The 25,377-nt window shown below is 67.0% G+C and carries 27 protein-coding genes; 16 read left to right on the top strand and 11 right to left on the bottom strand.

Annotated features, from left to right (window positions below; genetic code table 11):
- The first annotated feature begins 5 nt into the window (after positions 1 to 5).
- The 4 genes from DM194_RS06600 (at position 6) to DM194_RS06585 (ending at position 3,403) form a co-directional block, all read left to right on the top strand.
- Positions 6 to 1,451, top strand: coding sequence for an NADP-dependent isocitrate dehydrogenase (locus DM194_RS06600; RefSeq protein ID WP_111066494.1), 1,446 nt, complete (start codon positions 6 to 8; stop codon positions 1,449 to 1,451).
- A 42-nt stretch (positions 1,452 to 1,493) separates the two neighbouring features.
- Complete coding sequence (locus tag DM194_RS06595) at positions 1,494 to 2,045, top strand: RNA polymerase sigma factor (protein ID WP_111066493.1); 552 nt, start codon at positions 1,494 to 1,496, stop codon at positions 2,043 to 2,045.
- Positions 2,045 to 2,860, top strand: coding sequence for an anti-sigma factor family protein (locus DM194_RS06590; RefSeq protein ID WP_111066492.1), 816 nt, complete (start codon positions 2,045 to 2,047; stop codon positions 2,858 to 2,860). Before DM194_RS06595 ends, DM194_RS06590 begins: the two co-directional genes overlap by 1 nt.
- Before the next feature lie 174 nt (positions 2,861 to 3,034).
- Positions 3,035 to 3,403 (top strand): GcrA family cell cycle regulator, encoded by a 369-nt coding sequence (locus DM194_RS06585; protein ID WP_111066491.1) that lies wholly within the window; start codon positions 3,035 to 3,037, stop codon positions 3,401 to 3,403.
- A 66-nt stretch (positions 3,404 to 3,469) separates the two neighbouring features.
- On the opposite strand, the gene DM194_RS06580 is transcribed toward DM194_RS06585, so the two are convergent.
- The 9 genes from DM194_RS06580 to rpsF form a co-directional block, all read right to left on the bottom strand.
- On the bottom strand, positions 3,470 to 3,925 hold the full coding sequence (locus DM194_RS06580; protein WP_111066490.1) for an NfeD family protein: 456 nt from the start codon (positions 3,923 to 3,925) through the stop codon (positions 3,470 to 3,472).
- A 4-nt stretch (positions 3,926 to 3,929) separates the two neighbouring features.
- Complete coding sequence (locus DM194_RS06575; RefSeq protein ID WP_111066489.1) at positions 3,930 to 4,886, bottom strand: SPFH domain-containing protein; 957 nt, start codon at positions 4,884 to 4,886, stop codon at positions 3,930 to 3,932.
- 89 nt (positions 4,887 to 4,975) lie between these two features.
- Positions 4,976 to 5,356, bottom strand: coding sequence for an oxidoreductase (locus tag DM194_RS06570; RefSeq protein WP_111066488.1), 381 nt, complete (start codon positions 5,354 to 5,356; stop codon positions 4,976 to 4,978).
- A gap of 129 nt (positions 5,357 to 5,485) precedes the next feature.
- On the bottom strand, positions 5,486 to 6,709 hold the full coding sequence (locus DM194_RS06565; protein ID WP_111066487.1) for an NADP-dependent isocitrate dehydrogenase: 1,224 nt from the start codon (positions 6,707 to 6,709) through the stop codon (positions 5,486 to 5,488).
- Positions 6,710 to 7,034: 325 nt separating this feature from the next.
- Positions 7,035 to 8,321, bottom strand: coding sequence for an SAM-dependent methyltransferase (locus DM194_RS06560; RefSeq protein WP_111067800.1), 1,287 nt, complete (start codon positions 8,319 to 8,321; stop codon positions 7,035 to 7,037).
- Positions 8,322 to 8,582: 261 nt separating this feature from the next.
- Positions 8,583 to 9,146 carry a 50S ribosomal protein L9 gene (gene rplI, locus DM194_RS06555; RefSeq protein WP_111066486.1) on the bottom strand — a complete coding sequence of 188 codons (564 nt, stop codon included), beginning with the start codon at positions 9,144 to 9,146 and terminating at the stop codon, positions 8,583 to 8,585.
- Positions 9,146 to 10,105 (bottom strand): YybS family protein, encoded by a 960-nt coding sequence (locus DM194_RS06550; RefSeq protein WP_111066485.1) that lies wholly within the window; start codon positions 10,103 to 10,105, stop codon positions 9,146 to 9,148. The genes rplI and DM194_RS06550 overlap by 1 nt, the downstream gene beginning before the upstream one ends.
- A 49-nt stretch (positions 10,106 to 10,154) precedes the next feature.
- The gene (gene rpsR / locus DM194_RS06545) at positions 10,155 to 10,424 is read right to left on the bottom strand and encodes a 30S ribosomal protein S18 (protein ID WP_012974291.1); all 270 of its coding nucleotides are present in this window, start codon (positions 10,422 to 10,424) and stop codon (positions 10,155 to 10,157) included.
- Positions 10,425 to 10,865, bottom strand: a complete 441-nt coding sequence (gene rpsF, locus DM194_RS06540; protein WP_111066484.1) for a 30S ribosomal protein S6 — start codon at positions 10,863 to 10,865, stop codon at positions 10,425 to 10,427.
- Positions 10,866 to 11,285: 420 nt separating this feature from the next.
- Here rpsF and DM194_RS06535 point away from each other — a divergent pair, with 420 nt between their 5' ends.
- From DM194_RS06535 to DM194_RS06505, 7 genes are all read left to right on the top strand, one after another.
- Positions 11,286 to 12,272, top strand: a complete 987-nt coding sequence (locus DM194_RS06535) for an acyltransferase family protein (protein WP_246024123.1) — start codon at positions 11,286 to 11,288, stop codon at positions 12,270 to 12,272.
- Positions 12,273 to 12,541: 269 nt separating this feature from the next.
- Positions 12,542 to 13,483, top strand: coding sequence for an ACP S-malonyltransferase (gene fabD / locus DM194_RS06530; protein WP_111066482.1), 942 nt, complete (start codon positions 12,542 to 12,544; stop codon positions 13,481 to 13,483).
- Between the two features lie 40 nt (positions 13,484 to 13,523).
- Positions 13,524 to 14,261: a 3-oxoacyl-[acyl-carrier-protein] reductase gene (gene fabG / locus DM194_RS06525; RefSeq protein ID WP_111066481.1), complete on the top strand. Its 738-nt coding sequence runs from the start codon at positions 13,524 to 13,526 to the stop codon at positions 14,259 to 14,261.
- A gap of 188 nt (positions 14,262 to 14,449) precedes the next feature.
- On the top strand, positions 14,450 to 14,689 hold the full coding sequence (locus tag DM194_RS06520) for an acyl carrier protein (protein WP_014247969.1): 240 nt from the start codon (positions 14,450 to 14,452) through the stop codon (positions 14,687 to 14,689).
- Positions 14,690 to 14,816: 127 nt separating this feature from the next.
- Positions 14,817 to 16,079, top strand: a complete 1,263-nt coding sequence (gene fabF / locus DM194_RS06515) for a beta-ketoacyl-ACP synthase II (protein ID WP_111066480.1) — start codon at positions 14,817 to 14,819, stop codon at positions 16,077 to 16,079.
- A gap of 49 nt (positions 16,080 to 16,128) precedes the next feature.
- On the top strand, positions 16,129 to 17,136 hold the full coding sequence (mltG, locus tag DM194_RS06510) for an endolytic transglycosylase MltG (protein ID WP_111066479.1): 1,008 nt from the start codon (positions 16,129 to 16,131) through the stop codon (positions 17,134 to 17,136).
- Between the two features lie 112 nt (positions 17,137 to 17,248).
- The gene (locus DM194_RS06505) at positions 17,249 to 17,551 is read left to right on the top strand and encodes a DUF2934 domain-containing protein (protein ID WP_111066478.1); all 303 of its coding nucleotides are present in this window, start codon (positions 17,249 to 17,251) and stop codon (positions 17,549 to 17,551) included.
- Between the two features lie 27 nt (positions 17,552 to 17,578).
- Here DM194_RS06505 and DM194_RS06500 read toward each other — a convergent pair whose 3' ends face one another.
- Positions 17,579 to 17,818: a hypothetical protein gene (locus DM194_RS06500; RefSeq protein WP_111066477.1), complete on the bottom strand. Its 240-nt coding sequence runs from the start codon at positions 17,816 to 17,818 to the stop codon at positions 17,579 to 17,581.
- 247 nt (positions 17,819 to 18,065) lie between these two features.
- A complete protein-coding gene (locus DM194_RS06495; RefSeq protein WP_111066476.1) occupies positions 18,066 to 20,060 on the bottom strand; it encodes a methyl-accepting chemotaxis protein in 1,995 nt (664 codons plus the stop codon).
- Positions 20,061 to 20,275: 215 nt separating this feature from the next.
- Between DM194_RS06495 and DM194_RS06490 the strand changes: the two genes are divergently transcribed.
- The 5 genes from DM194_RS06490 to DM194_RS06470 are packed head-to-tail and all read left to right on the top strand — an operon-like array spanning position 20,276 to position 25,351.
- On the top strand, positions 20,276 to 21,487 hold the full coding sequence (locus DM194_RS06490) for a methyl-accepting chemotaxis protein (RefSeq protein ID WP_111066475.1): 1,212 nt from the start codon (positions 20,276 to 20,278) through the stop codon (positions 21,485 to 21,487).
- 8 nt (positions 21,488 to 21,495) lie between these two features.
- A complete protein-coding gene (locus DM194_RS06485; protein ID WP_246024122.1) occupies positions 21,496 to 22,383 on the top strand; it encodes a CheR family methyltransferase in 888 nt (295 codons plus the stop codon).
- A complete protein-coding gene (locus DM194_RS06480; RefSeq protein ID WP_111066473.1) occupies positions 22,380 to 23,807 on the top strand; it encodes a chemotaxis protein CheW in 1,428 nt (475 codons plus the stop codon). The genes DM194_RS06485 and DM194_RS06480 overlap by 4 nt, the downstream gene beginning before the upstream one ends.
- On the top strand, positions 23,804 to 24,871 hold the full coding sequence (cheB, locus tag DM194_RS06475; protein ID WP_111066472.1) for a chemotaxis-specific protein-glutamate methyltransferase CheB: 1,068 nt from the start codon (positions 23,804 to 23,806) through the stop codon (positions 24,869 to 24,871). Before DM194_RS06480 ends, cheB begins: the two co-directional genes overlap by 4 nt.
- 57 nt (positions 24,872 to 24,928) lie before the next feature.
- The gene (locus DM194_RS06470; protein ID WP_111066471.1) at positions 24,929 to 25,351 is read left to right on the top strand and encodes a response regulator; all 423 of its coding nucleotides are present in this window, start codon (positions 24,929 to 24,931) and stop codon (positions 25,349 to 25,351) included.
- Positions 25,352 to 25,377: the final 26 nt, after the last annotated feature.

Here is a 25,377-nt window from a genome sequence, read left to right as displayed (position 1 = left end):
AGTGCATGCGCGATATCACCCCCATCACGGTCGCCCGCGGCGACGGCATCGGTCCTGAAATCACGGACGCGGTGCTTCATGTGATGACTGCCGCCGGCGCACGCCTGAAGGTGGAAGAGGTTCCGGCTGGCGAGGCGGTCTACAAGCGCGGCCATCCCGGCGGGCTGGATGCCGCCGGCTGGGGATCGATCCGCCGCACGCGCGTTTTCCTGAAGGGGCCGATCACCATGCCCCAGGGATACGGCAACAAGTCGCTGAACGTCGTCGCCCGCACCACGCTGGGCCTGTTCGCCAATGTCCGCCCCTGCGTGTCCTACCATCCCTATGTGCGGACCCGGCATCCGCGCATGGACGTGGTGATCATCCGCGAGAACGAGGAAGACCTTTACGCCGGCATCGAGCACCGGCAGACCGACGACGTGATCCAGTCGGTGAAGCTGATCTCGCGCCCCGGCTCCGAACGCATCGTCCGCTACGCCTTCGACTTCGCCCGCTCCAACCACCGGCAAAAGGTGACGGCCTTCGTCAAGGACAACGTCATGAAGATGACGGACGGGCTGTTCCTGAAGATTTTCTACGAGATCGCGGCCGATTATCCGGAGATCAAGGCCGACCACATGATCGTCGACATCGGCGCCGCCCGGTTGGCCGATCAGCCGGAGCGCTTCGACGTCATCGTCACCCTGAACCTCTACGGCGACATCGTGTCGGACATCGCGGCCCAGTTGACCGGCTCGGTCGGGCTGGCCGGCTCGGCCAACATCGGCGAGACCTGCGCCATGTTCGAGGCGATCCACGGCTCCGCCCCGATGATCGCCGGGCAGGGGATCGCCAACCCGTCGGGCCTGCTGATGGCCGCGGTGATGATGCTGGTCCATATCGGCCAGGGCGACATCGCCGCGCGCATCCACAATGCGTGGCTGAAGACCATCGAGGACGGCATCCACACCGCCGACATCTACGCCCGCGGCCTTGGCCGGGTACGCGCCGGCACCGGCGCCTTCGCCGAGGCGGTGGTGGAGCGGCTCGGCCAGACCCCCGTCACCATGCCGCCGGTCGGCTATTCCACCATGCGGCCGGCCTATGACGGGCTGAACCGGCTGGCGCCGCGCGTCCGCGCGCTCAAGGAACTGGTGGGTGTCGACGTCTTCCTGCAATGGTCCGGCGGCCTGCCCGACGATCTGGCGGAACTGATCCTGCCGCTGTCGACAGAGGCGCTGACGCTCGCCAGCATCTCCAACCGCTCCCAGCGGGTCTGGCCGGACGGCAATGCCGACGTCTTCTGCACCGACCATTGGCGCTGCCGCTTCCTGGCGCATGGCGGGCCGGTGCAGCACGGGGCCATCGTCGAGCTGCTGGGGCGGCTGGCGGAGGCCGGAATCGACTTCACCCAGACCGAAAACCTCTGCAATTTCGACGGCAAGGCCGGCTTCTCCTCGCCGGGGCTGTGACACCATGGGGGCGGCCGGAATAAACCGGCAGGGCGGGGCGTCATGAGCGGTGACGACGCCCTTCCCGGACCTTTGATGAGCCCGCCCGACATCGATGACCGCGCCATCGCCGACCATGTGCCGCGGCTTCGGCGCTATGCCACCGCCCTGGTGGGCAACCGTTCCGACGCCGACGACCTGGTCCAGGATTGCGTGGAGAAGGCGCTGGCCAACCGCCATGCGCTGCGCGACCCGTCGAAGCTCGGCGGCTGGCTGATGACCATCCTGCACAACCTGCACATCTCCGGCCAGCGCGGCCGGCGGCGGCGCGGGGCCGAGGTGCCGGTGGAGGATCTGGCCGACGATCTGGCGCTCAGCGCGCCGCCGGCCGACCGCGGGGCGGTGCGCGACTTCGCCCGGGCCTTCGCCCAGTTGAGCGACGAACACCGCACCATCCTGCTGCTGACGGGAATGGAGGGGCTGTCCTACCGCGAGGTGGCGGAGGTCCTTGAACTGCCGATCGGGACGGTGATGTCGCGGCTGGCCCGGGCGCGCGAAAAGTTGAGGGTCCTGCTGGACGGCGGTTCCCAGCAGGTGGTCAGGAGGATCAAGTGATGAGCGGCACCCGCAATCCCGTGACCGAGGCCGAGCTTCATGCCTGGCTGGACGGCGAATTGCCGGAGGAGCGTCTGGCCGATGTCGAGCGCCACCTCGCCGACCACCCCGAGACCGCCCGCCGCTTCGAACGCTACCGCGCGCAACGCGCCATGATGGGGCAGTGCTTCGGTCCGCTGATCGACCGGCCGCTGCCCGACCGGCTGACCCCGCCCTTTACCGCGCGCGAGCATCCGGCTCCCGCCCCCGGCCGCTGGAGTGCCGCAAGGTGGGGCAGGGGGGCGTTGTGGGGCACGGCGGTCGCCGCCTCCCTCCTGGTCTTCGTTGCCGGCGGGGCCAGCGGCTGGCTTCTGCGCGACCGGATGGCCGGGGCGCCAGAGCAGCCGACCGCCGCCTTCATCGCCGATGCCGTCGCGGCCCACCGTGTCTTCTCCGTCGAGGTCCGCCATCCGGTCGAGATCGGCGTGGAGCAGGAGGCGCATCTGGTGAACTGGCTGTCCAAGCGGCTGGGCAAGACCATGCGTTGCCCAAAAGTCACACGAGGGGGGTACCAATTGATCGGCGGGCGTCTTTTGGCCGATTCCGTTGGACCTGTGGCCTTGTACATGTACGAGGATGCGGCCGGGCGTCGCATCACGTTGTATATCCGCCCAGACCCTAACACCAAAGGTTCAGCGTTCCGCTTCGCCCAGATTGGCGGGGTGCGCGCTTTGTATTGGCAAGACAATGGCTTAGCGTTGGCCGTCACCGGGGAGCTCGATCGGGACACTCTGTCCGGTGTCGCGGAGGAGGTGTATGGCGCTCTGAATTCATGAGTCTACCCACGGACTTATCAACAGGAATGTTGCCGCGCCCCCCTATCGTTGGCGGCCGTCATCTGGTAGCTTCCTCACCGGCTGGCACAAAATGTTGCGGCTTATGGAAAACGGCACTAGACCGTGACCTGTTTGCCACAGCATAACCGGACACCGGATCGGGAGTACTCGGGGATGAGTTGGACGGACGAACGGATTCAACAGCTCAAGGATCTCTGGTCCCAGGGGTTGAGCGCGAGCGAGATCGCCGACATTCTGGGAGACATCACCCGCAACGCGGTCATCGGCAAGGCCCACCGTCTGGGCTTGTCGGGCCGGCCGTCGCCCATCAAGAAGAAGCCGACGCGCGGCGCCACCATCCTTGCCCTGACGGAGCGGATGTGCAAATGGCCGGTCGGCGATCCCAAGCACCAGGATTTCCATTTCTGCGGCAAGAACGCCTTGGCCGGCATGCCCTATTGCGCCGAACACGCCGCCCTGGCCTATCAGCCGGCTTCGGGCAGCAAGAAGCGTGAAGAAGACCGCAACGTCGGCGCTGCCTGAGCGCTTGACCGGTCGTTCAAAAAAGCCCGCTCTCGGGGGAGAGACGGGCTTTTTTGTTGGGCGCCGTCATCGCGCCCCCTGCCGCTGGTCGACCGCGTCGCGCAGCACGAGCACCATTCCGCGGTGTCCCGCGACCACCATCGCGGACCCCGCCGGCCGGTCCGGCCCTTCCACCGCCCAGAGCGTATCGCCGACGAACACGCGTCCGTGACCGTTGGCGATTGGTTCGGTCAGCGTCACCGCCCGGCCGACCAACTGGCCTGCGCGGTCGTTGATCCGTGCGGCGTCGCCTTCCGCCGACGCCTTGCGCCGCCGGGCCCGGGCGATGGCGACGCCCACCGCGGCGCCTGCGGCGATGGTGAAGAAGCCAGCCTCGTTGACCAGCCCCCAATCATGCCAGAGCGCAGTGACGAGCCCGGTCAGCAAAGCCGCGCCGCCGAACCAGATCAGGAAAATCCCCGGCAGCACCAGCTCAGCCGCGATCAGCAAGGCACCCAGCGCTCCCCACAGCAGAGGCGACATGCGGTCACTCCCCGTCCGCCGGGGGTGTGGTCGGTGGTACGGACCATCGATTGCGCGGAGTCGGCGGTTGCGCGGCGGGCGTGCGGGGCGGGGTGGCGTCGCGCAGCAGTTCACCCAGCCCGGCCAGCGCACCGGCGACGCCGGCCAGTTCCACCGGCAGGATCATGGTCTTCTGGTTGGGGGAGGCGGCGAAGGCCTGCAACGCCTCCATGTACTTCTGGCCGAGGAAATAGCCCAGCGCCTGGTTCGATCCCTGCGCCACCGCCTCCGAGACCAGACGCGTCGCCTTGGCCTCCGCCTCCGCCAGCCTTTCGCGTGCTTCCGCTTCCAGCTTGGCGGCTTCCAGCTTGCCTTGGGCGATGCGGATCTGGCTTTCCTTCTCGGCGTCGGCCTCCAGGATCTGGGCGCGGCGGTCGCGTTCGGCCTTCAACTGCCGGCCCATCGCCTGGACGATATCGTCGGGCGGGGTGATGTCGCGCAGCTCGATGCGGGTCACCCGCACGCCCCAGGATGCGGTCGCCTCGTCCACCGCGCGGAGCAGGCTGGCGTTGATCGCTTCGCGCTGGCTCAGCAACTCGTCCAGGTCCATCGAACCCATCACCGTGCGGGTGGTGGTCATCGCCAGCGTCTGGATCGCCCGCTGCAGGTCGTTGACCTCATAGGTCGCCTTCATCGGGTCGAGCACCTGGAAATACATCACGCCATCGGCGGTCACCGCGGCGTTGTCCTTGGTGATGACGCTCTGTGACGGCACGTCCACCACGGTCTCGCGCATGTCGACCTTCGCGCGGACGGAGCTGATGACCGGAAAGATGACGTTGAATCCCGGCAGCAGCGTTTCCTGATACCGGCCCAGCCGCTCGACGATGTAGTTGAAGCCCTGGGGGACGATGCGGACGCTGGTGATCGCCAGAATGACGACCAGAACGAATGCCGCAATCACCAGAATGCCGAGTTCCATCGAAAGCCGCTCCTGACATGGGCGGGCGCCACGGTGGACACCCTCCGCCCATCATGAGGCAATTCACGGAGCCTGCAAATCCCGCCGCCTCAATAGTCCTGAGTGTCGTGCTTCAGGCGCACCAATTCGCCGCTCAGGAGCGACAGCATCAGTTGCACGACCATCTCGTGGACGATCACCGTGTGATGGTTGCCGGTCTCCTGCATCGCCTTGCGCAGGGATTCGCGAACCGCCGGCACGCCGGTGACGTCGATCAGCACGTCCAACTGCTCGCCCAAACGGGCCAATTCCTGGAAGTCGGTGGTGGTCTTGATGCCGCGGTGGCTGGCGAGGCGCATACCCGGCGCCTCTGCATCAAGGTCGGCCACGCCCAGCAGTTCGACGAAGGGGGCGGCCAGCAACTTGCGGAGCAGGGGCGTTCCGGTCTCGCCGGCGCCGACGACGGCGACGCGGAACAGATCGTTGGGCATCGGGTTCGGTCCTTTCCTGAACTGGACAAGAAAAAGGCGGGGAGCCGAAACTCCCCGCCCGAACCCTAGCCGAGCCGCGGTGCGGTTTGACCCGGACGCGGCGTCGCACCCTGTTAAAAGCAACCGGCCTTACGACCAGGCGGCCATCTTCTTTTCCAGATTGTCCGACAGCTTGTCCAGGAACTGCTTGGTGGTCATCCACGGCTGCTGCGGGCCGATCAGGATGGCGAGATCCTTGGTCATGTAGCCGGATTCGACGGTCTCGACGCAGACGCGCTCCAGCGTCTGGGCGAACTTGACCACGTCCGGGGTGTTGTCGAACTTGCCGCGATAGGCCAGACCCTGGGTCCAAGCATAGATCGAGGCGATCGGGTTGGTCGAGGTTTCCTTGCCCTTCTGGTGCTCGCGGTAGTGACGGGTCACCGTGCCGTGGGCGGCTTCGGCCTCGACGGTCTTGCCGTCCGGCGTCACCAGCACCGAGGTCATCAGACCCAGCGAACCGAAGCCCTGCGCCACGACGTCCGACTCCACGTCGCCGTCGTAGTTCTTGCAGGCCCAGACGAAGCCGCCTTCCCACTTCAGGGCAGAAGCGACCATGTCGTCGATCAGGCGGTGCTCGTAGACCAGACCCTTGGCCTTGAACTGGTCGGCGTAGCTTTCGTCGAAGACCTTCTGGAAGATATCCTTGAAGCGCCCGTCATAGGCCTTCAGGATCGTGTTCTTCGTCGACAGATAGACCGAGTAGCCGCGCTCCAGGCCGTACATCAAGCTGGAGTGGGCGAAGCCTTCGATCGACTCGTCGAGGTTGTACATGCCCATCGCGACGCCGGCGCCGGGGAAGTCGTAGACTTCATGCTCGATCTTCTCGCCGCCCTCGGCCGCTTCCCACTTGATGGTCAGCTTGCCCGGGCCGGGAACGACGAAGTCGGTGGCCTTGTATTGGTCGCCGAAGGCGTGGCGGCCGATGATGATCGGCTTCGTCCAGCCCGGGACGTAACGCGGAACGTTCGAGCAGACGATCGGCTCGCGGAAGACGGTGCCGCCCAGGATGTTGCGGATCGTGCCGTTCGGCGACTTCCACATCTTCTTGAGGTTGAATTCCTTCACCCGAGCTTCGTCCGGGGTGATGGTCGCGCACTTCACGCCGACGCCATACTGCTTGATGGCGTTCGCCGACTCGACGGTGACCTTGTCGTCGGTCTTGTCGCGGTTCTCGATGCCGAGGTCGTAGTACTTCAGGTCGATGTCGAGGTAGGGCAGGATCAGCTTGTCTTTGATGAACTGCCAGATGATGCGCGTCATCTCGTCGCCGTCGAGTTCGACGACCGGATTGGCTACCTTGATCTTGGTCATGGGTGCGAGATCTCCCCGAACGGGTAAGGGCGTTGTCATTCCTTGGAGGCCGGGCGCGTCGTCCAGCGGGCGCTTGTTGCCGGAGAGCATGCCGCATGGGTGGCTCCCCGGTACCCCGGGCGGAAATCAATCGCGGTTATATAGCATCGCCCCGTTACGGAAAGGAAGGCACGGCGGCGGCTTAGGCGTCGATGTCGCACGATTCCGCTTGCAACACGGCCCTGCGGCCAGCCATGATGGTCAATTGGTATTACCGGTTGGGCGGATCGCGGCTCTCCGGTGGGCGTGAGCCGATCCAAAGGCGCCGATCGACCCCCTGCACAGGTCAGGTCGCCGACTCCGCGCTGTGTGCGGATCGGAGCTTCGGAATGGTTCCGGTGCTTGCATCGATGCCTGCCGATGCCTCGGCCAGATGGCGTTCCGCATTCACCATATAGTCGCGGGTCAGCGGCACCGCACCCAGGGAGCGAGCGACCTGCACCTGGAATACCATGTGCCCCTGCAGCCGGAACGCCAGTTCCGCACCGGCCAGGTAGAACTCCCACATCCTGCAGAAGCGTTCGTCATACAGCGCCTTTGCTTCGGCCCGCCGCGCGTCGAACCGGCTGCGCCAATGGCGCAGGGTTTCCGCGTAATGCAGGCGCAGCACCTCCAGGTCGGTCGTGAGCAACCCGGACCGCTCAATGACCGGCAGCACCTCGGACAGGGCGGGGGAGTAGCCGCCGGGGAAGATGTACTTCCGCATCCACGGATTGGTGAAGCCCGGTCCATCCATCCGGCCGATGGCGTGGATCAACGCCACGCCGTCATCTTTCAGCATGTCGCGAACGGCGTCGAAATAGCCGCGGTAATGCGGCACGCCGACATGCTCGAACATGCCGACCGAGACGACGCGGTCGAAGGCGGCCGGGTGGGCGGCGGCGAAATCGCGATAATCGCGCAACTCGAACGTGACGCGATCAGCCAGCCCGGCTTCTTCGGCCCGCCGCTTCGCCACCTCCAACTGTTCGGAGGACAGCGTGATGCCGGTCACCCGTGCGCCTGAGCGCCGGGCGAGATACAGCGCCATGCCACCCCAGCCGCAGCCGATGTCGAGCACGCGCATTCCCGGCACCAGCAGCAGCTTCGCCGCGATATGGCGCTTCTTGGCCTCCTGCGCATCGTCCAGCGACATGCCCGGCTCGGGAAAATAAGCGCAGGAATACTGCATGTCGCGGTCGAGGAAGAGTTCATAGAACCGGCGCGACAGATTGTAGTGATGCTCGGCGTTCCGCCGCGAGCGTCGCATCGGATTGTATTGCTGCGCACGGCGCAGAAGTGGCGACAGCGTCTCGGCGGCGCGGCCGAGCACCCCCTGAACATCGCTGCCGCTCATCAGCATCGACAGCAGGTCGTAGATGGTTCCGCCTTCGACCGTCAGGCGGCCGTCCATATAGGCTTCGCCGAAACGCAGGCGCGGGTTGGTCAGAAGCTCCCGCTCCACGGCGCGGTCATGGAGCCGCAGCGTCAGTTTCGGTAAGCCGGAGCCGATCCGATGGCGCTTCCCATCGACGGTGACGAGGTCCAGGGTTCCGTCGCCCATGGCGGCGGCAAGCAGACGAACCAGCAGCATGCCGAACTCCTTCCGCGGTGCCGAAATCAGCATGGAGCCGGGAATGGGGTGCGACAATCCGTCAATCGGGCAGGATTGCTTCCCAAATCGGGAATTGCGGATGTATGCATGCCGGTCGGGACATGGTCTCGATGGCAAAGCCGCTCCAGAACGCGGAAAGCCGCCCGGCCCCGGTTGGGGCGGGCGGCTTCCGGACGAGCGGTACGATGGTGCCGCGGCGGCGCCGGACCCTGATCCGGTCCGCCGGCGGCGGAAGGGCGATCAGCCCTCCTCTTCCTCGGTCGCGGTCTCTTCGACGAAGGTCTCTTCCTCGTCTTCGTCGTCGCGCAGGTCGGCAGCGGTGATCATGCCGCCGCGCTGGGCCTGCAGCTCGGCCTCTTCGGCCGAACGGGCGACGTTGACCGTGACCGTGATCGACACTTCCGGGTGCAGGACGACGCGCAGCTTGAACAGACCCAGGGTCTTGATCGGGGTATCGATCTGGACCTGCTTGCGGTCGGTCTTGTAGCCGGCGGCGGTCAGCGCCTCGGAGACGTCGCGGGTGGTCACGGAACCGTACAGGACGCCGGTCTCGGCAGCCTGACGGATCACGACGACCGTCACGTTGTCCATCTTGGTCGCGACATGCTCGGCGTCCTTGCGGCGCTCGAGGTTCACGGCCTCAAGGTGGGCCTTCTGCTTCTCGAAGACGGCCAGGTTCGCCTTGGTGGCGCGCATGGCCTTCTTCTGCGGCAGCAGATAGTTGCGGGCGAAGCCGGGACGCACGTTCACGACCTGGCCCATCTGGCCGAGCTTCTCGACCCGCTCCAGCAGAATAACTTCCATCACTCGTCCTCCTGACCGGGGGCCGCGGGGGAAAACCGGCGGCGCAGCCCGATCCATTGCTCGATCATGCCCAGGCCGACCAAAAGCAGGATCGGCCACCCGAAGAGAAACAGCATCATGTAGAAGCCAACCAGGATCAGCGTGCGCGCCGACCGGTTGCTGGCGAATACATGAACCACCGAAAGCCCGGCGAAGGCGAAAGGAACCGCCAGGATCAATGCCAGATTGACTGCCAGGAACCCGAAGGTTCCCGGCACGAACGAAGCCGCCGCGACCGACACCGCGAACAGCGGCGCCAGCCATGTGGGCAACTCCAGTTCGGCCAGACGCATGGCGGGACGACGGTTGCGGCCGAACCGCATCAACGCCCCCTGCGCCAGCACCGCGTTGACGATCGTCATGACAAGCCATGAGACCGCAACCATTCCCGGCAGGACGGCCGCCACCCACATTGCCTCGGGATCCGGGGCCGGCTGGCCCTGCATGCGGAACGCCGGCTCGACGACTCGAGCCAGGGTCTCGCGCATCAGCCCCTCCAGCCCACCGGGCTGTCCGAGCGTCAGGATCACCGCGGCGAGCAGAGCCGCCACGCCCATCCCGGTCAGGCCCATCAGGACCCGGCCGGGCGGATACCATTCCAGGGTTCCATCCTCGCGGGAGCGCGCCAGAAGCGACTGCCTCACCACCAGGATCGCCGGGACGGCCCCGGTCACCAAGTAGGACAGCGCCACCAGCATGCTGCCGGAAGTGCCCAGCAACACCGCGGCGGCGCCGGCCAGACCGGCCACCGTCACCGCCGCCGCCCCCAGCCACAGTCCCATGAGGAACAGAGGCAGGGGGGCCAGATAGCCCAGGATCAGCGCTCCCATCCCGCCGAACATGACGGACAGATAGAAGAACGCGCTTATCAAACCGCCGCCGACGGCGAACACCAGCGGACCGGCCGAACCCAAGGCCATGGAAACCCCTTGACTGCCTTCACCGATACCCTTCGGCCGTTTGCCGGGCTTACTTCACCACGTAGGGGAGAAGGGCCAGGAAACGGGCGCGCTTGATGGCGCGGGCCAGTTCGCGCTGCTTCTTCGTCGAGACCGCGGTGATGCGGCTCGGGACGATCTTCCCGCGCTCGGAGATGAAGCGGGACAGCAGCTTGACGTCCTTGTAGTCGATCGCCGGGGCGTTCGCGCCGGAGAACGGGCAGGTCTTGCGGCGGCGGAAGAACGGACGGCGGGCGCCGCCGGTGCGGGCGGGAGCGCCCGTGGTCTGCTTGTCGGACATTTACGCGGTCTCCCCTTCGGCGGCGGCAACGTTTTCCTGGCGGCGCGGCGGACGCGGGCCACGGTCGTCGAAGCGACGCGGACCACGGTCGCCACGCTCGCCGCGCTCACCACGCTCGTTGCGGCTCTGCATCATCGCCGACGGGTTGGCATCGAGGGCGTCGACACGCACGGTCATGAAGCGCAGCACGTCTTCGCTGATGCTCATGTTCCGCTCCATCTCGGCGACGGCGGCGGCCGGCGCGTCGATGTTGAAGAGGGTGTAGTGACCCTTGCGGTTCTTCTTGATCTTGTAGGTGAGGGTCTTCAGGCCCCAGTATTCGCTCTTGGCGATCGTGCCGCCGTTGTCGCGGATGATCTGGGCGAACTGCTCAGAGAGCTGCTCGGCCTGGGCGGCCGAAATGTCCTGGCGCGCGATCAGCACGCACTCGTAAAGTGCCATTGCACTCCCCATGGCTGTTCATGGTCCGGCGCTGCGCCCAATCCCTCATGGATCGGATCAGCCGCCCGGGCCTAGCCGACGGCGGGCCGCCGGCAAGGAGTTATGAAGCGGCGCAGTATGCACAGGCCGGCAGTGGTAGCAAGCGAAAATCCGGCCGCTCGTGCTGCCACCTTTGGAAAACCCATCCCATTCCTAGGGAACCGGCCGGATGAACCCGGGCGCGCCGCTCTGTCCGTGCATTGGGTAGGTCCGGTGCAACGGTAGATATCGCACGGGATAGCTTCAGCACAATTGAACGAAGTGCAATCGACCTGCCCAGGCGCCATGTTCCGCAGGCCGCTCAAGGCGGAGCTGGCGGTTCGGTCCATCCGCGCCGTCCGACCCTCCGGCGGCGATGACAGCCCGGTGTCCGGAGTAGCCATGCGCAAGAACCAGTTACCATATCATGTGGTTGAATTGCGGGGGCTGGCCTGCATCCTGCTGGTCGCCTACCATGTGGTCGGGATTCCCGGGGCGGGCATGCAGGTGGAGGACGGATCGTTCTACCGTTACGCCACCGACAGCTTCGAGCTGATTCGCATGCCGCTCTTCACCTTCATCTCCGGGCTGGTCTATGCCCTGAACCCGGCCCGGGTCGAGCAGCTGACGACGTTCTTCCTCAAGAAGCTGCGCCGGCTGGGCTTCCCGTTCCTGGTGGTGTCCGCTCTCTTCTATTTCCTGCAGACCAACGCACCCGGTGCCAACGGGACTTTCGCTCCCGATTCGATGTGGCGGATCTACGTCTTCCCCTACGCCCACTTCTGGTACCTGCAGGCGCTGTTCCTGATCTTCACCGTTGTGGCGCTGCTCGATGCGGCGAAGCTGATGGACCGTCCGGGCAGGTTCGCGCTGGCGATGGCTCTGGCGATGATCGCTTGCCTGACCGTGCGTTTCGACTCGAACATCCTGTCGGTGAACGAGGCCTTCTTCCTGTTGCCCCATTTCCTTTTGGGCGTCGGGGTGACCCGCTTCCGTGCGATGGTGCCGCGGAACCTGCTTCTGGCGACCGCCGGAGTGGCGCTGGGAGTGGGGGTGGGCCTGCACCAAGCTTCGCTTTGGGGATATTTGTCCCAATTCGGCTGGAACAGCGGCGTCGCCCTGCTGTGCGGCATGGGCGGAGCGGTGACCCTTCTCCATGTGATGCCGTCCAGCCGGGCCTTCCGCACGGTGGGGGCGTCGTCCTACGCGATCTACCTGCATCACGCGATGTTCGCCGCCGGGGCCCGCGTGGTGCTGCACCGCATGGATGCCGGGGACGGGGTGATCTTCTGTGTCGCGCTGATTTCCGGGCTGGTCGGGCCTATGGTGCTGGAGGCGCTGGCCCAGTTGAGGCCGTGGACCCGGGTGGCGCTGGTCGGCAAGGCCTGATCGTCCGGCATTCGTCCCTCCATGATTTGCGCGCTTTGTTTGCAGTGCAGAAAATGGCGCAAGACCCGGTTGGCAACGCCTGCGAACAACCCTGTCCACCCAGAGGTTTTTCGTAGGCGTTCTGCCTTATTACGTGGCGTTTTATCGCATCAATGAGGCTTTGGTCATCGCGCGTCGCTTGACTTGCTAAAAAGTGAGGGTATGACTGTCGCCCAATCCATGGTGCCGCCGCAGGGGCGGGGCGCTTTCATCCAGGGTTACACCGAAGCATGACCAGGGCGTTCGTCTTTCCGGGGCAGGGCAGCCAGGCTGTCGGCATGGGCCGCGAACTCGCCGAGGCGTTCGAAGTCGCTCGTCTCACCTTTGAAGAGGTTGACGATGCGCTGAACCAGCGGCTGTCGCGCCTGATGGCTGAAGGCCCCGAGGCCGACCTGACCTTGACCGAAAACGCGCAGCCGGCCCTGATGGCGGTCAGCGTCGCGGTGATGCGGGTTCTGGCGAGCGAGGGCGGGGTCGACCTGTCCAAGCACGCCGCCTTCGTCGCGGGCCACTCGTTGGGCGAATATTCGGCGCTCTGCGCCGCCGGTGCCTTCACGCTGGCCGACACCGCGCGTCTGCTGAAGCTGCGCGGCCAGGCGATGCAGAAGGCGGTGCCGGTCGGCAAGGGCGCCATGGCTGCCCTGCTGGGCGCCGATCTGGAGCAGGCGCAGGCGATCGCCGCCGACGCCGCCCAGGGCGAGGTGTGCAGCATCGCCAACGACAATTCAGCCGGGCAGGTGGTCATTTCCGGCAGTGCCGAGGCGATCGACCGCGCCATCGTGCTCGCTGCCGAACGCGGGTTGAAGCGTTCGGTCCGGCTGCCGGTGTCGGCGCCCTTCCATTGCTCGCTGATGCAGCCTGCCGCCGACGCCATGGCGGAGGCTCTGGCGAACGTCACCATCTCGGCCCCGGTCGTTCCGGTCGTCGCCAACGTCACGGCGTCGGCCGTGTCGGATCCCAACGCCATCCGCCGTCTGCTGGTGGAACAGGTGACCGGCATGGTCCGCTGGCGCGAATGCGTTCTCTTCATGAAGGAGCAGGGCGTCGAACGGCTGGTCGAGGTCGGGTCGGGCAAGGTGCTGGCCGGACTGACCAAGCGCATCGACAAGGATCTGGCGGCGGTGTCGGTCGGCACGCCGGCCGATGTCGAGTCGTTCCTGAAGACCCTGTGACCATCGGTCCCCTTGATACATCAGCCTCGTGAGGCCATCCATGTTTGACCTGACCGGCAAGTCGGCCCTCGTCACCGGCGCATCCGGTGGCATCGGCGCGTCGATCGCCCGTGCCCTGTATGCCCAGGGCGCCACCGTCGCCCTGTCCGGCACCCGCGTCGCCCCGCTGGAGGCCCTGGCCGCCGAACTGGGAGAACGCGCCTTCGTCGTGCCCGGAAACCTTTCCGAGGCGGCGGCGACCGAGCAGTTGTTCAAGGACGCCGAGGCGGCGCTGGGCAAGATCGACATCCTCGTCAACAATGCCGGTCTGACCCGCGACCAGATCGCGATGCGGCTGAAGGACGAGGACTGGCAGTCGGTGATCGACGTGAACCTGACGGCGGCCTTCCGCCTGTCGCGGGCCGCCATGCGCGGCATGATGAAGCGCCGCTGGGGCCGCATCGTCAACATCACGTCGGTCGTCGGCGTCACCGGCAATCCGGGCCAGGCCAACTACGCCGCGTCGAAGGCCGGTCTGATCGGCATGTCGAAGTCGCTGGCGGCCGAGCTGGCCTCGCGCAACATCACCGTCAACTGCGTCGCGCCGGGCTTCATCGCCACGGCCATGACCGACGCCCTGAACGACGAGCAGAAGCAAAAGCTGCTCCCCGCAATTCCGGCCGGCCGCATGGGCCAGCCGGAAGAGATCGCCGCCGGGGTCGTGTACCTCGCGAGCGAGGAGGCCGCCTACGTCACCGGCCAGACGCTGCACATCAACGGCGGCATGGCCATGATCTGATAAGGATCGGACGGGGCGGCATTGCCGCGTATGAAGAACGGCGCCAGCCAGGCTCCCTCGCGGGTGCTGGTCAAGGCTGCTGAAATGTGTTATCGGACGGGGCTTTTCGCGGCAGGACGGCACGTTCTTCGCGTGTTGCTCCGACCGGATTATCCCGAGCGGTTTCAAGGATTGGAAGGTCTTAAAAGATGAGCGACATCGCCGAGCGCGTGAAGAAGATCGTTGTGGACCACCTGGGTGTCGAGGAGTCGAAGGTGGTGGAGAACGCCTCCTTCATCGACGATCTGGGCGCCGACAGCCTCGACACCGTCGAGCTGGTCATGGCCTTCGAGGAAGAGTTCGGTGTCGAGATCCCGGACGACGCCGCGGAGAAGATCCTGTCGGTGAAGGACGCGATCGACTTCATCAAGGCCAACGCCGCCGCCTGATCGGGCCGCGGGCATTGCGCCCCCGAGGGCCAGGCAAACCGCATCTGCTTCATCCGCAACGCGGGGCCTGGCCGTCGACGATTCGATCGTCGACATTATTTTCGAGGAAAGGTCAAGGAACAGCCTCATGAGACGTGTCGTCGTCACCGGCCTCGGTATGGTCACGCCGCTCGGCGTCGGCCACACGCTGAACTGGGAGCGGCTGATTTCCGGAAAGTCGGGAATCCGCGGCATCACGGGGTTCGACGCTTCGGACCTGGCCTCCAAGGTCGCCGGGCAGCTCCCGCGCGGAACGGGTGAGGGCGAGTTCAACGCCGACGCCTTCGTTCCGCCCAAGGATCAGCGGAAGATGGATGATTTCATCATCTTCGCGATCGCCGCGGCGCAGGAAGCAATCAAGGATTCCGGTTGGGTTCCCCAGACCGATGAAGAGCGCGAACGGACCGGCGTCATGGTCGGCTCCGGCATCGGCGGCCTTCCGGGCATCGCCGACGGCGCCGTGACCCTGGCCGAAAAGGGGCCGCGCCGCCTTTCGCCCTTCTTCATCCCGGCCTGCCTGATCAATCTGGCCTCCGGCCACATTTCGATCCAGCACGGCTTCAAGGGCCCCAACCATGCGGTCGTCACCGCCTGCTCGACCGGCGCGCACGCCATCGGCGACGCCGCCCGTCTGATCATGTGGGACGATGCCGACATCATGGTCGCCGGCGGTACGGAGGCCGCGGTCAGCCGTCTCGGCGTCGGCGGCTTCGCCGCCATGCGCGCCCTGTCGACCAATTTCAACGACACGCCTGAAAAGGCCTCGCGCCCTTACGACAAGGATCGTGACGGCTTCGTCATCGGCGAGGGTGCCGGTGTCGTGGTGCTGGAAGAGCTGGAGCACGCGAAGAAGCGCGGCGCCACCATCTATGCCGAGGTCGTCGGCTACGGCATGTCGGGCGATGCCCACCACATCTCGGCTCCGGCGGATGACGGCAATGGCGGTTTCCGCGCCATGAAGGCCGCGCTGAAGCGTGCCGGAATGAACCCGTCCGAAGTCGATTACGTCAACGCCCACGGCACTTCGACGCCGCTCGGCGATGAGATCGAGCTTGGCGCCGTGAAGCGTCTGTTCGGCGATGCCATGGACAATCTGGCGATGTCGTCCACCAAGTCGGCCATCGGCCACCTGCTGGGCGCCGCCGGTGCGGTCGAGGCGATCTATTCGATCAAGGCGATCAACCACGGCATCGTTCCGCCCACGCTGAATCTCGAGAATCCCTCGGAAAGCTGCCTGGGTGTGAATCTGGTGCCGAAGGTGGCGCAGGAACGCCGTGTCCGTGCGGCCCTGTCGAACTCCTTCGGGTTCGGCGGTACCAACGCCTCGCTGGTGTTCAAGGAATTCGCGTAAGCGAAGCCCTGATCCGGCGTTGCGATCTACTGTGTTCATGAGGTGAGCGATGGGCTGGGGTCTCCGACTTTTCGCGGGGACGCTGGCCGTCGCGGCCGCCGCGGCGGGCGGGGTGGGCGTCTGGGGGTTCCAGCGCTACACGGCTCCCGGCCCGCTCGAGCAGGCCGAGACGGTCGTCATCCCCCGTGGCAGCGGGTTGGAAGCCATCGCCATCACGCTGGGCGACTCCGGCGTGATCTGGTCGCCGCTGGTGTTCGCCGCAGCGGCCAAGTTGACCGGAACCTTCCGCGAGTTGAAGGCCGGCGAGTACCAGTTCCCTGCCGGCATCAGCATCGAAGGCGTGTTGGAGCAGATGCGCCAGGGCCGCACCCTGGTGCGCCGCATCACCGTGCCGGAAGGCCTGACCTCCGCCCAGGTGGTGGCGCTTCTGGAGCGCGAGACGGTGCTGACCGGCGACATCGCCAAGCCACCGAAGGAAGGTTCCCTCCTGCCGGAGACCTATCACTTCGCCTATGGCGACAGCCGCCCCGCCTTGGTCGAGCGCATGCAGACGGCGATGACGCAGGCCCTGGCGGACGCGTGGAAGAACCGGGATCCGAACCTTCCCTATGAGACTCAGCAGCAGGCGCTGACGCTGGCCTCAATCGTCGAGAAGGAAACCGGCGTCGCGGCGGAACGGCCCAGGGTGGCCGGCGTTTTCGTCAACCGGCTCGAAATCGGCATGAAGCTGCAGTCCGATCCCACCGTGATCTATGGCTTGACCGATGGCAGCGGTGACCTGGGGCGGGCACTGACCCGCAACGACTGGAAGCACGACTCGCCCTACAACACCTATCAGATCTCCGGCCTGCCGCCGGGGCCGATCGCCAATCCGGGCAAGGCCTCGCTCCAAGCGGTGATGAAGCCGGAACGGCACGATTTCCTGTATTTCGTCGCCGATGGAACCGGCGGCCACGTCTTCGCCAAGTCGTTGTCGGATCACAACCGCAATGTCGCGAAGTGGCGCGAGTTCCAGCAGAACAGGCAACCGGAGTCCGGCGAAACGTCATCGGATTGACGGCCGATGACTGGGGCGGAGGACCGATAACCATCCGCTTGGTTGCGACTTACTCCGATTTCGGCGATCTTTGCATCACAGCAATCTGACCACCATTCCCCGGGGAGATGTGATGACCGTGGATGTCGAGCAGCGCATCCGTGACCGAGCCTATGCGATCTGGCTGGACGAGGGTTGTCCGGAAGGGCGCGATGCCGATCACTGGTTCAAGGCCGAGCGTGCGATCCTGGCGGAAACGGCAGCCATTCCCGACCGCTCTCCGATCGTTGCCGTCGTGAAGGCGCCGCGCAAGACGACGAATGCCAAGCCGAAGCCGGTCAAGACCGTCGATCAGAACGGCGCGGCCCCGGATGCCTTGGCGGCCGAGCCCGCCAAGGCGCGCAAGCCGCGCGCCCGCAAGACGGTAACGGCCTGATCGGTCATCGCCAACGCCGCCGCAACGTCAGGCGGCGTTGGAGGCCTGCGGCAGTTGCAGGTTCGAGACGACCATGACCCCGGCGGTCGAGCCATAGGATTTGCGGGCGGCGCGCAACGCTTCCAGCGCTTCCATCAGGCTTTCTTCGGCAAAGCCCGGGGCAACTCCGGCCAGTTCCCGCTCCGTCAAGTCGATGAAGGCATCCAGAAGGCGCGCATGGATGCGGCTTGCCTTGCGGACTTCATCGGCGACCATTTGTGCGGGCATGGGTAGCTCCCTTGGTATCGTGTGGGTCTAAATGTTCGGGTGAGTGTCTTCTCGAGAACGAGCGTTCCCGCGTGTGGATTAGGCGCGGAATAGGGTTAAAAGAACTTTAAATGCCAGATTTCCCCTCACGGGGATTAAGAATTAATACTTCTGATATTCGGACGGCTGGGCGTATCAGGCTGTCACCGGCCCGGCAATCGGCCTCCTCATCCATGCGGCGTGAAGCAGCCTTTGCAAAAGCCGGGGTTCAGCCGGCCTTGAAGCGCGAAACCTGACGCCGCGTCTCCTCCGCCAAACGGGAGAGATGAACCATGGTCGCGGCGATTTCCTCCGATGCCGCGGCGTTCTTGGAGGCGACGGTTCGAACGCTTTCCACCGACCGTTCGATCTCGCGCACCGACGCCTGCTGCTCTTCCATCGCCACGGCGACCGACTGGAAGGCGCCGTCGATGCGGTCCACCCGTTCGGCCAGCCCATCCATGCGGCGTCGCGCCTGCTCCGTGACGGCCTTGCCTTCCTCGGCCAGAGCCGCGGCGGCTTCGATGATCTCGGCGATCTGGCGGGCGCTCTCCACGGCGTTGTCGGCGAGCTTGCCGACCTCTTCGGCGACGACCTCGAAGCCCTTGCCCTGCTCGCCGGCGCGAGCGGCCTCGATGGAGGCGTTGACCGACAGGATGTTGGTCTTCACCGCGATCTGGGTGATCGCCTCGGTGATGCGGCCGATCCGGCGGCTGTTCTCCGCGATGGTCTGCGACACGCGCAGCAGGCGCGCCATGTCCTCCCTGCCGCGGTCGGCGAAATCGGCGGCGTCCTTCACCATGTCGGAGGCATCGCGCGTGCTGTCGGAGACGTGGGCGATGGCGCGGGCCGATTGACCCACCGCGGTCGCCACATGGTCGAGGTCGTCGGTCTGCTCCGATGCGCCGTCGGAGACATGGGCGATGGCCGTGCTGGCCTGACCCGCCGCGACGGCCACCTGGGTCGCCTGTTCCCCGATGGCGCAGAAGGCGGCGCCGGTTTCCCTCAGCAGCGCCACCATCTCGCCATAGGCGCCCTGGAAAGCCGGAGCGGTCTCCGTTGCCGGGTTATCCAGCGGCTTGCCGGACAACCGGTGCATTTCCCCATGCAACCCGTGCAGCACCTGGATGACGGTGGCGACGGCGCGACCGATGGAGCCCAGCTCGTCGCGCCGGCTGGTGTTGGGCACGGCAACCGTCAGGTCGCCTTCGGACAGTCGCTCGACGGCTGCCGTCGTGGCGGCGATTGGGCCGGTCAGGCTGCGGGCGATCAGCATCGACAGCACCGCTCCCGCCGCCAGCGCCCCCAATGCGCCGCTCCACAGAAGCAGCACGGCGCGGGATCGGCCGACTTCCCGTTCCGCGGTCTGGGCATGGACCAGGAGCGCGACCTGATCGCTGACGATCGTGGCGGCATCGCGCATCGCCGCGCGGGCGGCGTTGCGCCGGACCACGATGTCGGCGACCAGCAGGAATTCCGTTTCCACGCCCATCACGGCGGTTGTCAGCTTCTCCGCCTCACGCAGGGAATCGGGATCGCCGGAGGCTTTCTGGACGTCGCCTATGATGGTCAGCAGCCGGTCGATGGCGGCATTGGGCGAATTGCGGCCGGACCCGCCCTGCTCGATGATGAATTGCTGGACGTCCAGCAGGGCGCCGCGGGTGTCCTGGATCAGCCGCCCGGCGATGGTGGTCAGCAGGGCCGAGGATTCCAGCGTCCGCAATGCAGTTCCATCGGCGGGATCGGCCTTCAGCCGTGCCAGTGCGTCGGCATAGCGCGCCGACTGCTCGTGCGTCAGGGTCTGCGCCACCACCAGGAGGACCGCCGTCTGTTTGCGGAGTTTCGCTAGACTTGCAAAGCGCTCGACCTCCAACTGGACCACTTCGTCGAAGGACTTCCGGTAGGCCGCCAGCTTCGCCAGCACTTCCTGCAGCGCGTCGGGGGCGTCGGCATGGCCGGGCAGCGCCAGCAGAGCTTCGGCTTCAGCCTTCAACTGCTCGGTCAACTGGCGTACCCGCCGGCTGGCGGATGGATCCACGTCGATCAGATAGCGCGCCTCCTCCTGCCGGGCGCTGAGCAGCAGCGTGTCGAGGCGGGAGGTGCGGTCGGCGATCTCCACCTGCGTGGCGTAGGTGTTCAGGCCGCTCCATCCGGCGACGGCGACAGCAAGGGTCAGCAGCAGGACGGCGGCGAAACCCAGGGCGATGCGGGTGGCGATCGACATGCCGGTGGAGGTCCATTCAAGTCCGCGCGGCGGCGGAAAGGGATTGATGAATGTTTGTGGTGGTCATCTTTTCGCGCGACATGCGGCATCGGATACCACCCAATTGAATCACCTTGCTTCGGTTTGGGTGCGTCAGGCAAGTCATATGGATGGCGTGCGCCGCCCGAGAGTTGTCCCAGTGCGCCATTGGTCGATCGTAAGGAGCCGTTACCGCAATGTCCTTTCCGGCCAGCATGCGAGTTCTTCCCCGGTTCGGCATCGCCGTCCTGTCGCCTTCCGCCGTGGCGCTTCTGCCCCTTCTGCTGCCCCGCCTGATCCCGGAAATCGCGCCGCAATCCTTGTGGCTGGCGACGGGCGGTGCGTTGGCGCTGGCGCTCGCGGTCGCGCTGGTGCTGGCGCTCGACCTTTCGGACGCGATGGCCCGGCTGCAGGATGCCGCCTGCCGGTTGGCCGACGGTGTTGCGGAGGAGACCCCCGCACCGCCGCCCCGCGGGGATGAGGCCGGCACGGTCGCGGCGTCCCTGGCCCGCACCCTGTCGGCTCAGGACGCGCTGCACGCCGCCCTTCGCCACCTGACCCGCGAGTTGGATGAGGACCATCAGCCGTTGCCGGCGCTGCCCGGCCGCTATGCCGAGATGGCGGCGCTTGTGGAGGATGCCCGCCACTCCTTCCTGCGCATCGGCCAGCAGGCGGCTCAGGTCGCCGTCGCCGCGGGCCAGGCCAGCACGGCGGTGTCCCAGGTCGCCGACGGCGCCTCCATTGAGACCGAGGATCTGGACCGGGTGGCGAACGCCGTCGGCCGGTCGGTGCGCGCCATCGCGGAGGTGACGGACAGTACGCGGACCGCCTCCGACATGGTGCGCGTCACCGCAGGCTTCGCCGACAAGGGCAAGGCGGAGATGGCGCGGCTCGTCCGGGTGTCGCAGACCATCGGCGATAACAGCCGCCGGATCGGCCGCATCACCGAGGCGATCACCCAGATCGCGGTGAAGACCAACATCCTGTCGGTCAACGCCTCCATCGAGGCCGCTCGCGCCGGCGAGCAGGGCAAGGGCTTCGAGGTCGTCGCCGAAGAGGTCGGCAAGCTCGCCGACAACGCCGTGGAGAGCGCCCGCCAGATCGCCGAGATCGTCGAGTCCGCCGCGGCGATGGCGGAGGAGGGGATGGCCGCCACGGCGGAGGTGGTTCACATGATGGACGGCATCGCCGAGCGCGTGGCCCAGATCGACCGCATGGTCCAATCGGTCGCCGCCGCCATGGCTCATCAGCAGGACCACATCGTCGAGATCGAATCGAATGTCGGCAACATCAGGACGGTCACCTCGAAGAACGCCGCCGCGTCGGAGGAGATCACCGCGACCATGGTCCACCTGTCCCGGCTGGCCGACGACACGCGGCGGCTGGCCGAACGCTTCCGGGCGCCGTGAGCGGGGGTATGGGCCCCCTCAACCCGCTCGACGCCCTGGCGCGGCGGTTGCTGGACGACGTCCGGCTCAAGGCCGGCATCCGTCACGACCGTCCGCTGGAACGCAAGCTGGCGCGAATCCTTGCGGCGATGCCCCTGCCGGTGCTGGAGGAGTGGGTGGCGCAGGTCGAACGGGCGCCGGCCGACAGCCCCGATTGGCTCAGCCTGATCGAGAACCTGACGATCCACGAGACCTATTTCTTCCGCGACCTGCCGCACCACGCCCATCTGCGCGGCCATCTGCTTCCCCGACTGATCGCCGACCGCCGCCCGACGCGGACCCTGCGGCTGTGGAGCGCCGGCTGCGCCACCGGGGAAGAGGCCTACAGCCTCGCCATCGTGGCGCTGGAGGCGCTGGCCGATGCCGGGGAGGCGCGCCGGACCGGACAGGGCCTGGAAACCGGCTGGGACGTGCAGGTTCTGGGGACCGATCTCAGCCGCATCGCCGTGCGGCAGGCCGCCAACGCCTGCTATGGCGGGGAGGGGCTCGGTCCGTTCCGCGAGATGCCGGAGGGCTATGGGGGCTGGTTCGTCCCGCTGGGGAGCGAGGCGCCGCTGCATTGCCGGGTGCGGGCCGATGCCCGCCGGATCGTCCGCTTCGCCCGTCACAACCTCATGGATGCGGGCTTGCCGGAGTCGGCGCCGGAGGGGGGCTTCGACCTCGTGTCCTGCCGCAACGTCATGATCTATTTCGACGACGACAGTTGCGAGCGGGCGCTGGCGCTGCTGACCGGCGCGGTGGCGCCGGGCGGCTGGCTGGTGCTGGGCACCACCGACCGGCTGCGGGAAGACGACCGGTTCGAGCGCCACCGCGGCGACCGCGCGCTCGCCTACCGGCGGCGGGAGCCCACGCCATGACCGTCCAAGGCTTCCTGACCTTCGACATTGCCGGCACTCCCTTCGCCGTTCCGGCCGACCGGGTGGAGGAGGTTGCCGAAGCCACCCGCACCACCCGGCTGCCCTTCGCCCCGCCGCAGGTGGAGGGGCTGGCGACCGTCGGCGGTCGCATCCTGCCGGTTCTGGACGTCACCGGCTACCGGTCGCTCGGCCTGGTTTGGGCCGGCGGCCGGCGGGGCGGGCTGCTGATCGTCCTGCGTGCCGGTGCCGGATTGCTGGCTCTGCGCGCCGGCCGGATCGGCGGCACCCTGCCGGCGGGGCGGGTGACGCACGCCGGGGCGGAGCCGGAGGATGGCGGGACGCCGGTCGCCCGCCGCCTGCGCCATGGCGGCCTCTCGCTGCGCCTGCTCGACCCGGATCGGATGGAGTTGGGGCGGGGGGCCGTTCTGGGCAGACCGTCCGATGTCGACGCGCTGACCGCCGCCGCCGACCCGCCGGCCCCGTCGCGCGAGCGGGCCAGCGTCCGCCTGCTGATGGTGGAGGTCGCCGGTCGGCCCCAGGCATTGGAGATGGCCGATCTGCTGCTTGTCTTCCCGCTGGCCGACCTGCGCCCGCTGCCCAACGCGCCGGCCATCATTCGTGGGGTGGCGCCGGTGCGGAAGCGATCCATTCTGGTCACCGACCCGTTGGGGGTGGGCGACCGTCCCGGCGGCTATGCCGCCGTTCTGCGGACGCGCCGCGGTCCCGTCGGAGTGCGGGTGGACGGCGTGCGCGGGGTGGTGCGCCTGCCGCTGGACCGCGTGCGCGCCGGGGAGGCCGGTGCCCCGGCGCAGGTGGTGGATCACGATGGAACTTGGCTCGACGTGAGGAGCGGGGCGCGCATGCTGGGCGATCATCTCGACGACATCGGCGGCTTCATCCCCGCGGGAGGCGATCCGGACGACGATCTAGCCGACAGCCGTCTGCCCCGCCGCTTCTACCGCCGCTTCCTGACCTTCGTGGTCGAGGCGCGGGTCTATGCCCTGGAATTCGAGGCGGTACGTCGCGTCGTGGAGCCCTCCGACCGCCTGCGTCTGCCGCAGGGGGCGGAGAGCTTCGATGGATTGACCGACGTTGACGGCCGCATCCTGCCGGTGCTCGATCTGCGCCGGCTGCTGTCGCAAGGACCGGCCGGCGCCGCGCCTGCCACGCCCGGCATCGCGATTCTGGTGGAGATCGGCGGCGGCACGGTGGCGGTGATCGCCGACGGGATCCAGCGCATCCGCAAGATCGCCGCGGAGGACGTCGATCCGCTGTCCGACCGCCTGACCGCTGCCGTCATCCGCCTGGACAATGCGCTGATCCCCGTGCTGCGGCCGGAGGGGCTGACCGCCGCCTCATCCGCCGCCCGGTCCGGCGGAACTGCGGCGACCCGGGCGCTTCCTGCCGGAACCTCCGCGCCATGACCGGCCCGCGCATCCGCCTGCTGGTGGTCGATGACAGCAATTTCGTCCGCATCGCGCTGCGCATGATGCTGGAGCCGGCCTCCGACATCGAGATCGTCGGCGAGGCGCGCAACGGGGCAGAGGCGCTGCGCCTGTCGCGCAAGCTGAAACCGCATGTCGTCGCCATGGACCTGAACATGCCGATCATGGATGGCATCGAAGCGGTGCAGGCCATCGTGGCGGAAAAGGGTCCGCCTTGCATCATGGTCTCCAGCGAGACGTCCGAGGGGGCGGCGGCCACCATCTGGGCGCTGGAGATCGGGGCGGTGGATTTCGTCTGCAAGAACAGCCCCTTCATCACCTTCGACATGGTGTCCATCGAACGCCAGCTGACCGAGAAGGTGCGCCACTGGGGCCGCTGGCGCATGGCACTGACCGGGGAGATCGCCCCCGGCTCGTCGCCGGCGGCGCCTGTGCCGGACTTGCCCGCGTCGCGCTCCGTCGCCCGCGGTCATTGTCCCGACCTGATCGTGGTGGGCGTCTCCACCGGCGGGCCGGTGGCGCTGGCGGAATTGCTGGGCGGGCTGGGACCGCTGCCCTGTCCGCTGGTGGTGGCGCAGCATATGCCGGCCGGCTTCACCGCGGGATTCGCCGCCTCGCTCGCCCGGACGCTCGGCCGGCCGGTGGTGGAGGGCGGCGGCGGCGCGGCGCTCGACCCCGGTGCGGTGACCATCCTGCGCGGCGGTTGCGACTGGACGGTGCGCCGTTCGTCCTCCGGCCGGTTTTGCCTGAATGCGGCGGATCCCGCGGCGACCATCTACCATCCCTCCGCCGACCGGCTGTTCCACAGCGCCGCGGAGGCGGCGGAGTCGCCCGTCGCCGTCGTGCTGACCGGCATGGGCGAGGACGGGAGTGCCGGCGCCGCCGCTTTTGCCGAGAGGGGTTTTCCCGTTCTGGTCCAGGATCCGGCGACCTGCGCCGTCGATGGGATGCCGAAGGCGGCGATCCGCGCCGCTCTCGCCACGGAGGTGTTGCCGGTCGCGGGAATCGCCCGCAAGCTGAATCATCTCTGCACATTCACCTGATCTCAACGCCGAACCTGAACGCGAACCGCACTGCAAAAGCATAGGAAACCCTCACCCATGGCGAAGCCGACGATCCTGCTGGTCGATGACTCGGTGCTGATGCGCACGATCATCGGCGACATCGTGCGCGCGGACGACGAGTTGTCCCTCGTCGGCGCGGCCGAAAACGGCAAGGTGGCCCTGGAGATGGTCACGAGCCTGAAGCCGGACATCGTCCTGCTCGACATCGAAATGCCGGAGATGTCGGGGCTGGAGGTGATGGAGCATCTGTCGCTGATGTCGCGCGCGAAGGTGATCATCATCTCCTCCGTCGCCCAGGTCGGTTCGCCCGAGGCGACCGAGGCCCGCGCATTGGGAGCGGTGGAGATCATCGCCAAGCCGTCCGGCACCATGAGCCTCGACCTCGCCCACAAGAAGGGCCACGACATCGTCGCCGCCATCCGCCGAGCCGCCTGCCTTCCCCCGCCGGTGAAGCCCTGATCCCCGGCCCGACGCGCCCCCTTCAA

The organism is Azospirillum ramasamyi (genome assembly GCF_003233655.1).
GTDB classification, from domain to species: domain Bacteria; phylum Pseudomonadota; class Alphaproteobacteria; order Azospirillales; family Azospirillaceae; genus Azospirillum; species Azospirillum ramasamyi.
This window is presented reverse-complemented; position numbering and strand designations above follow the sequence as displayed.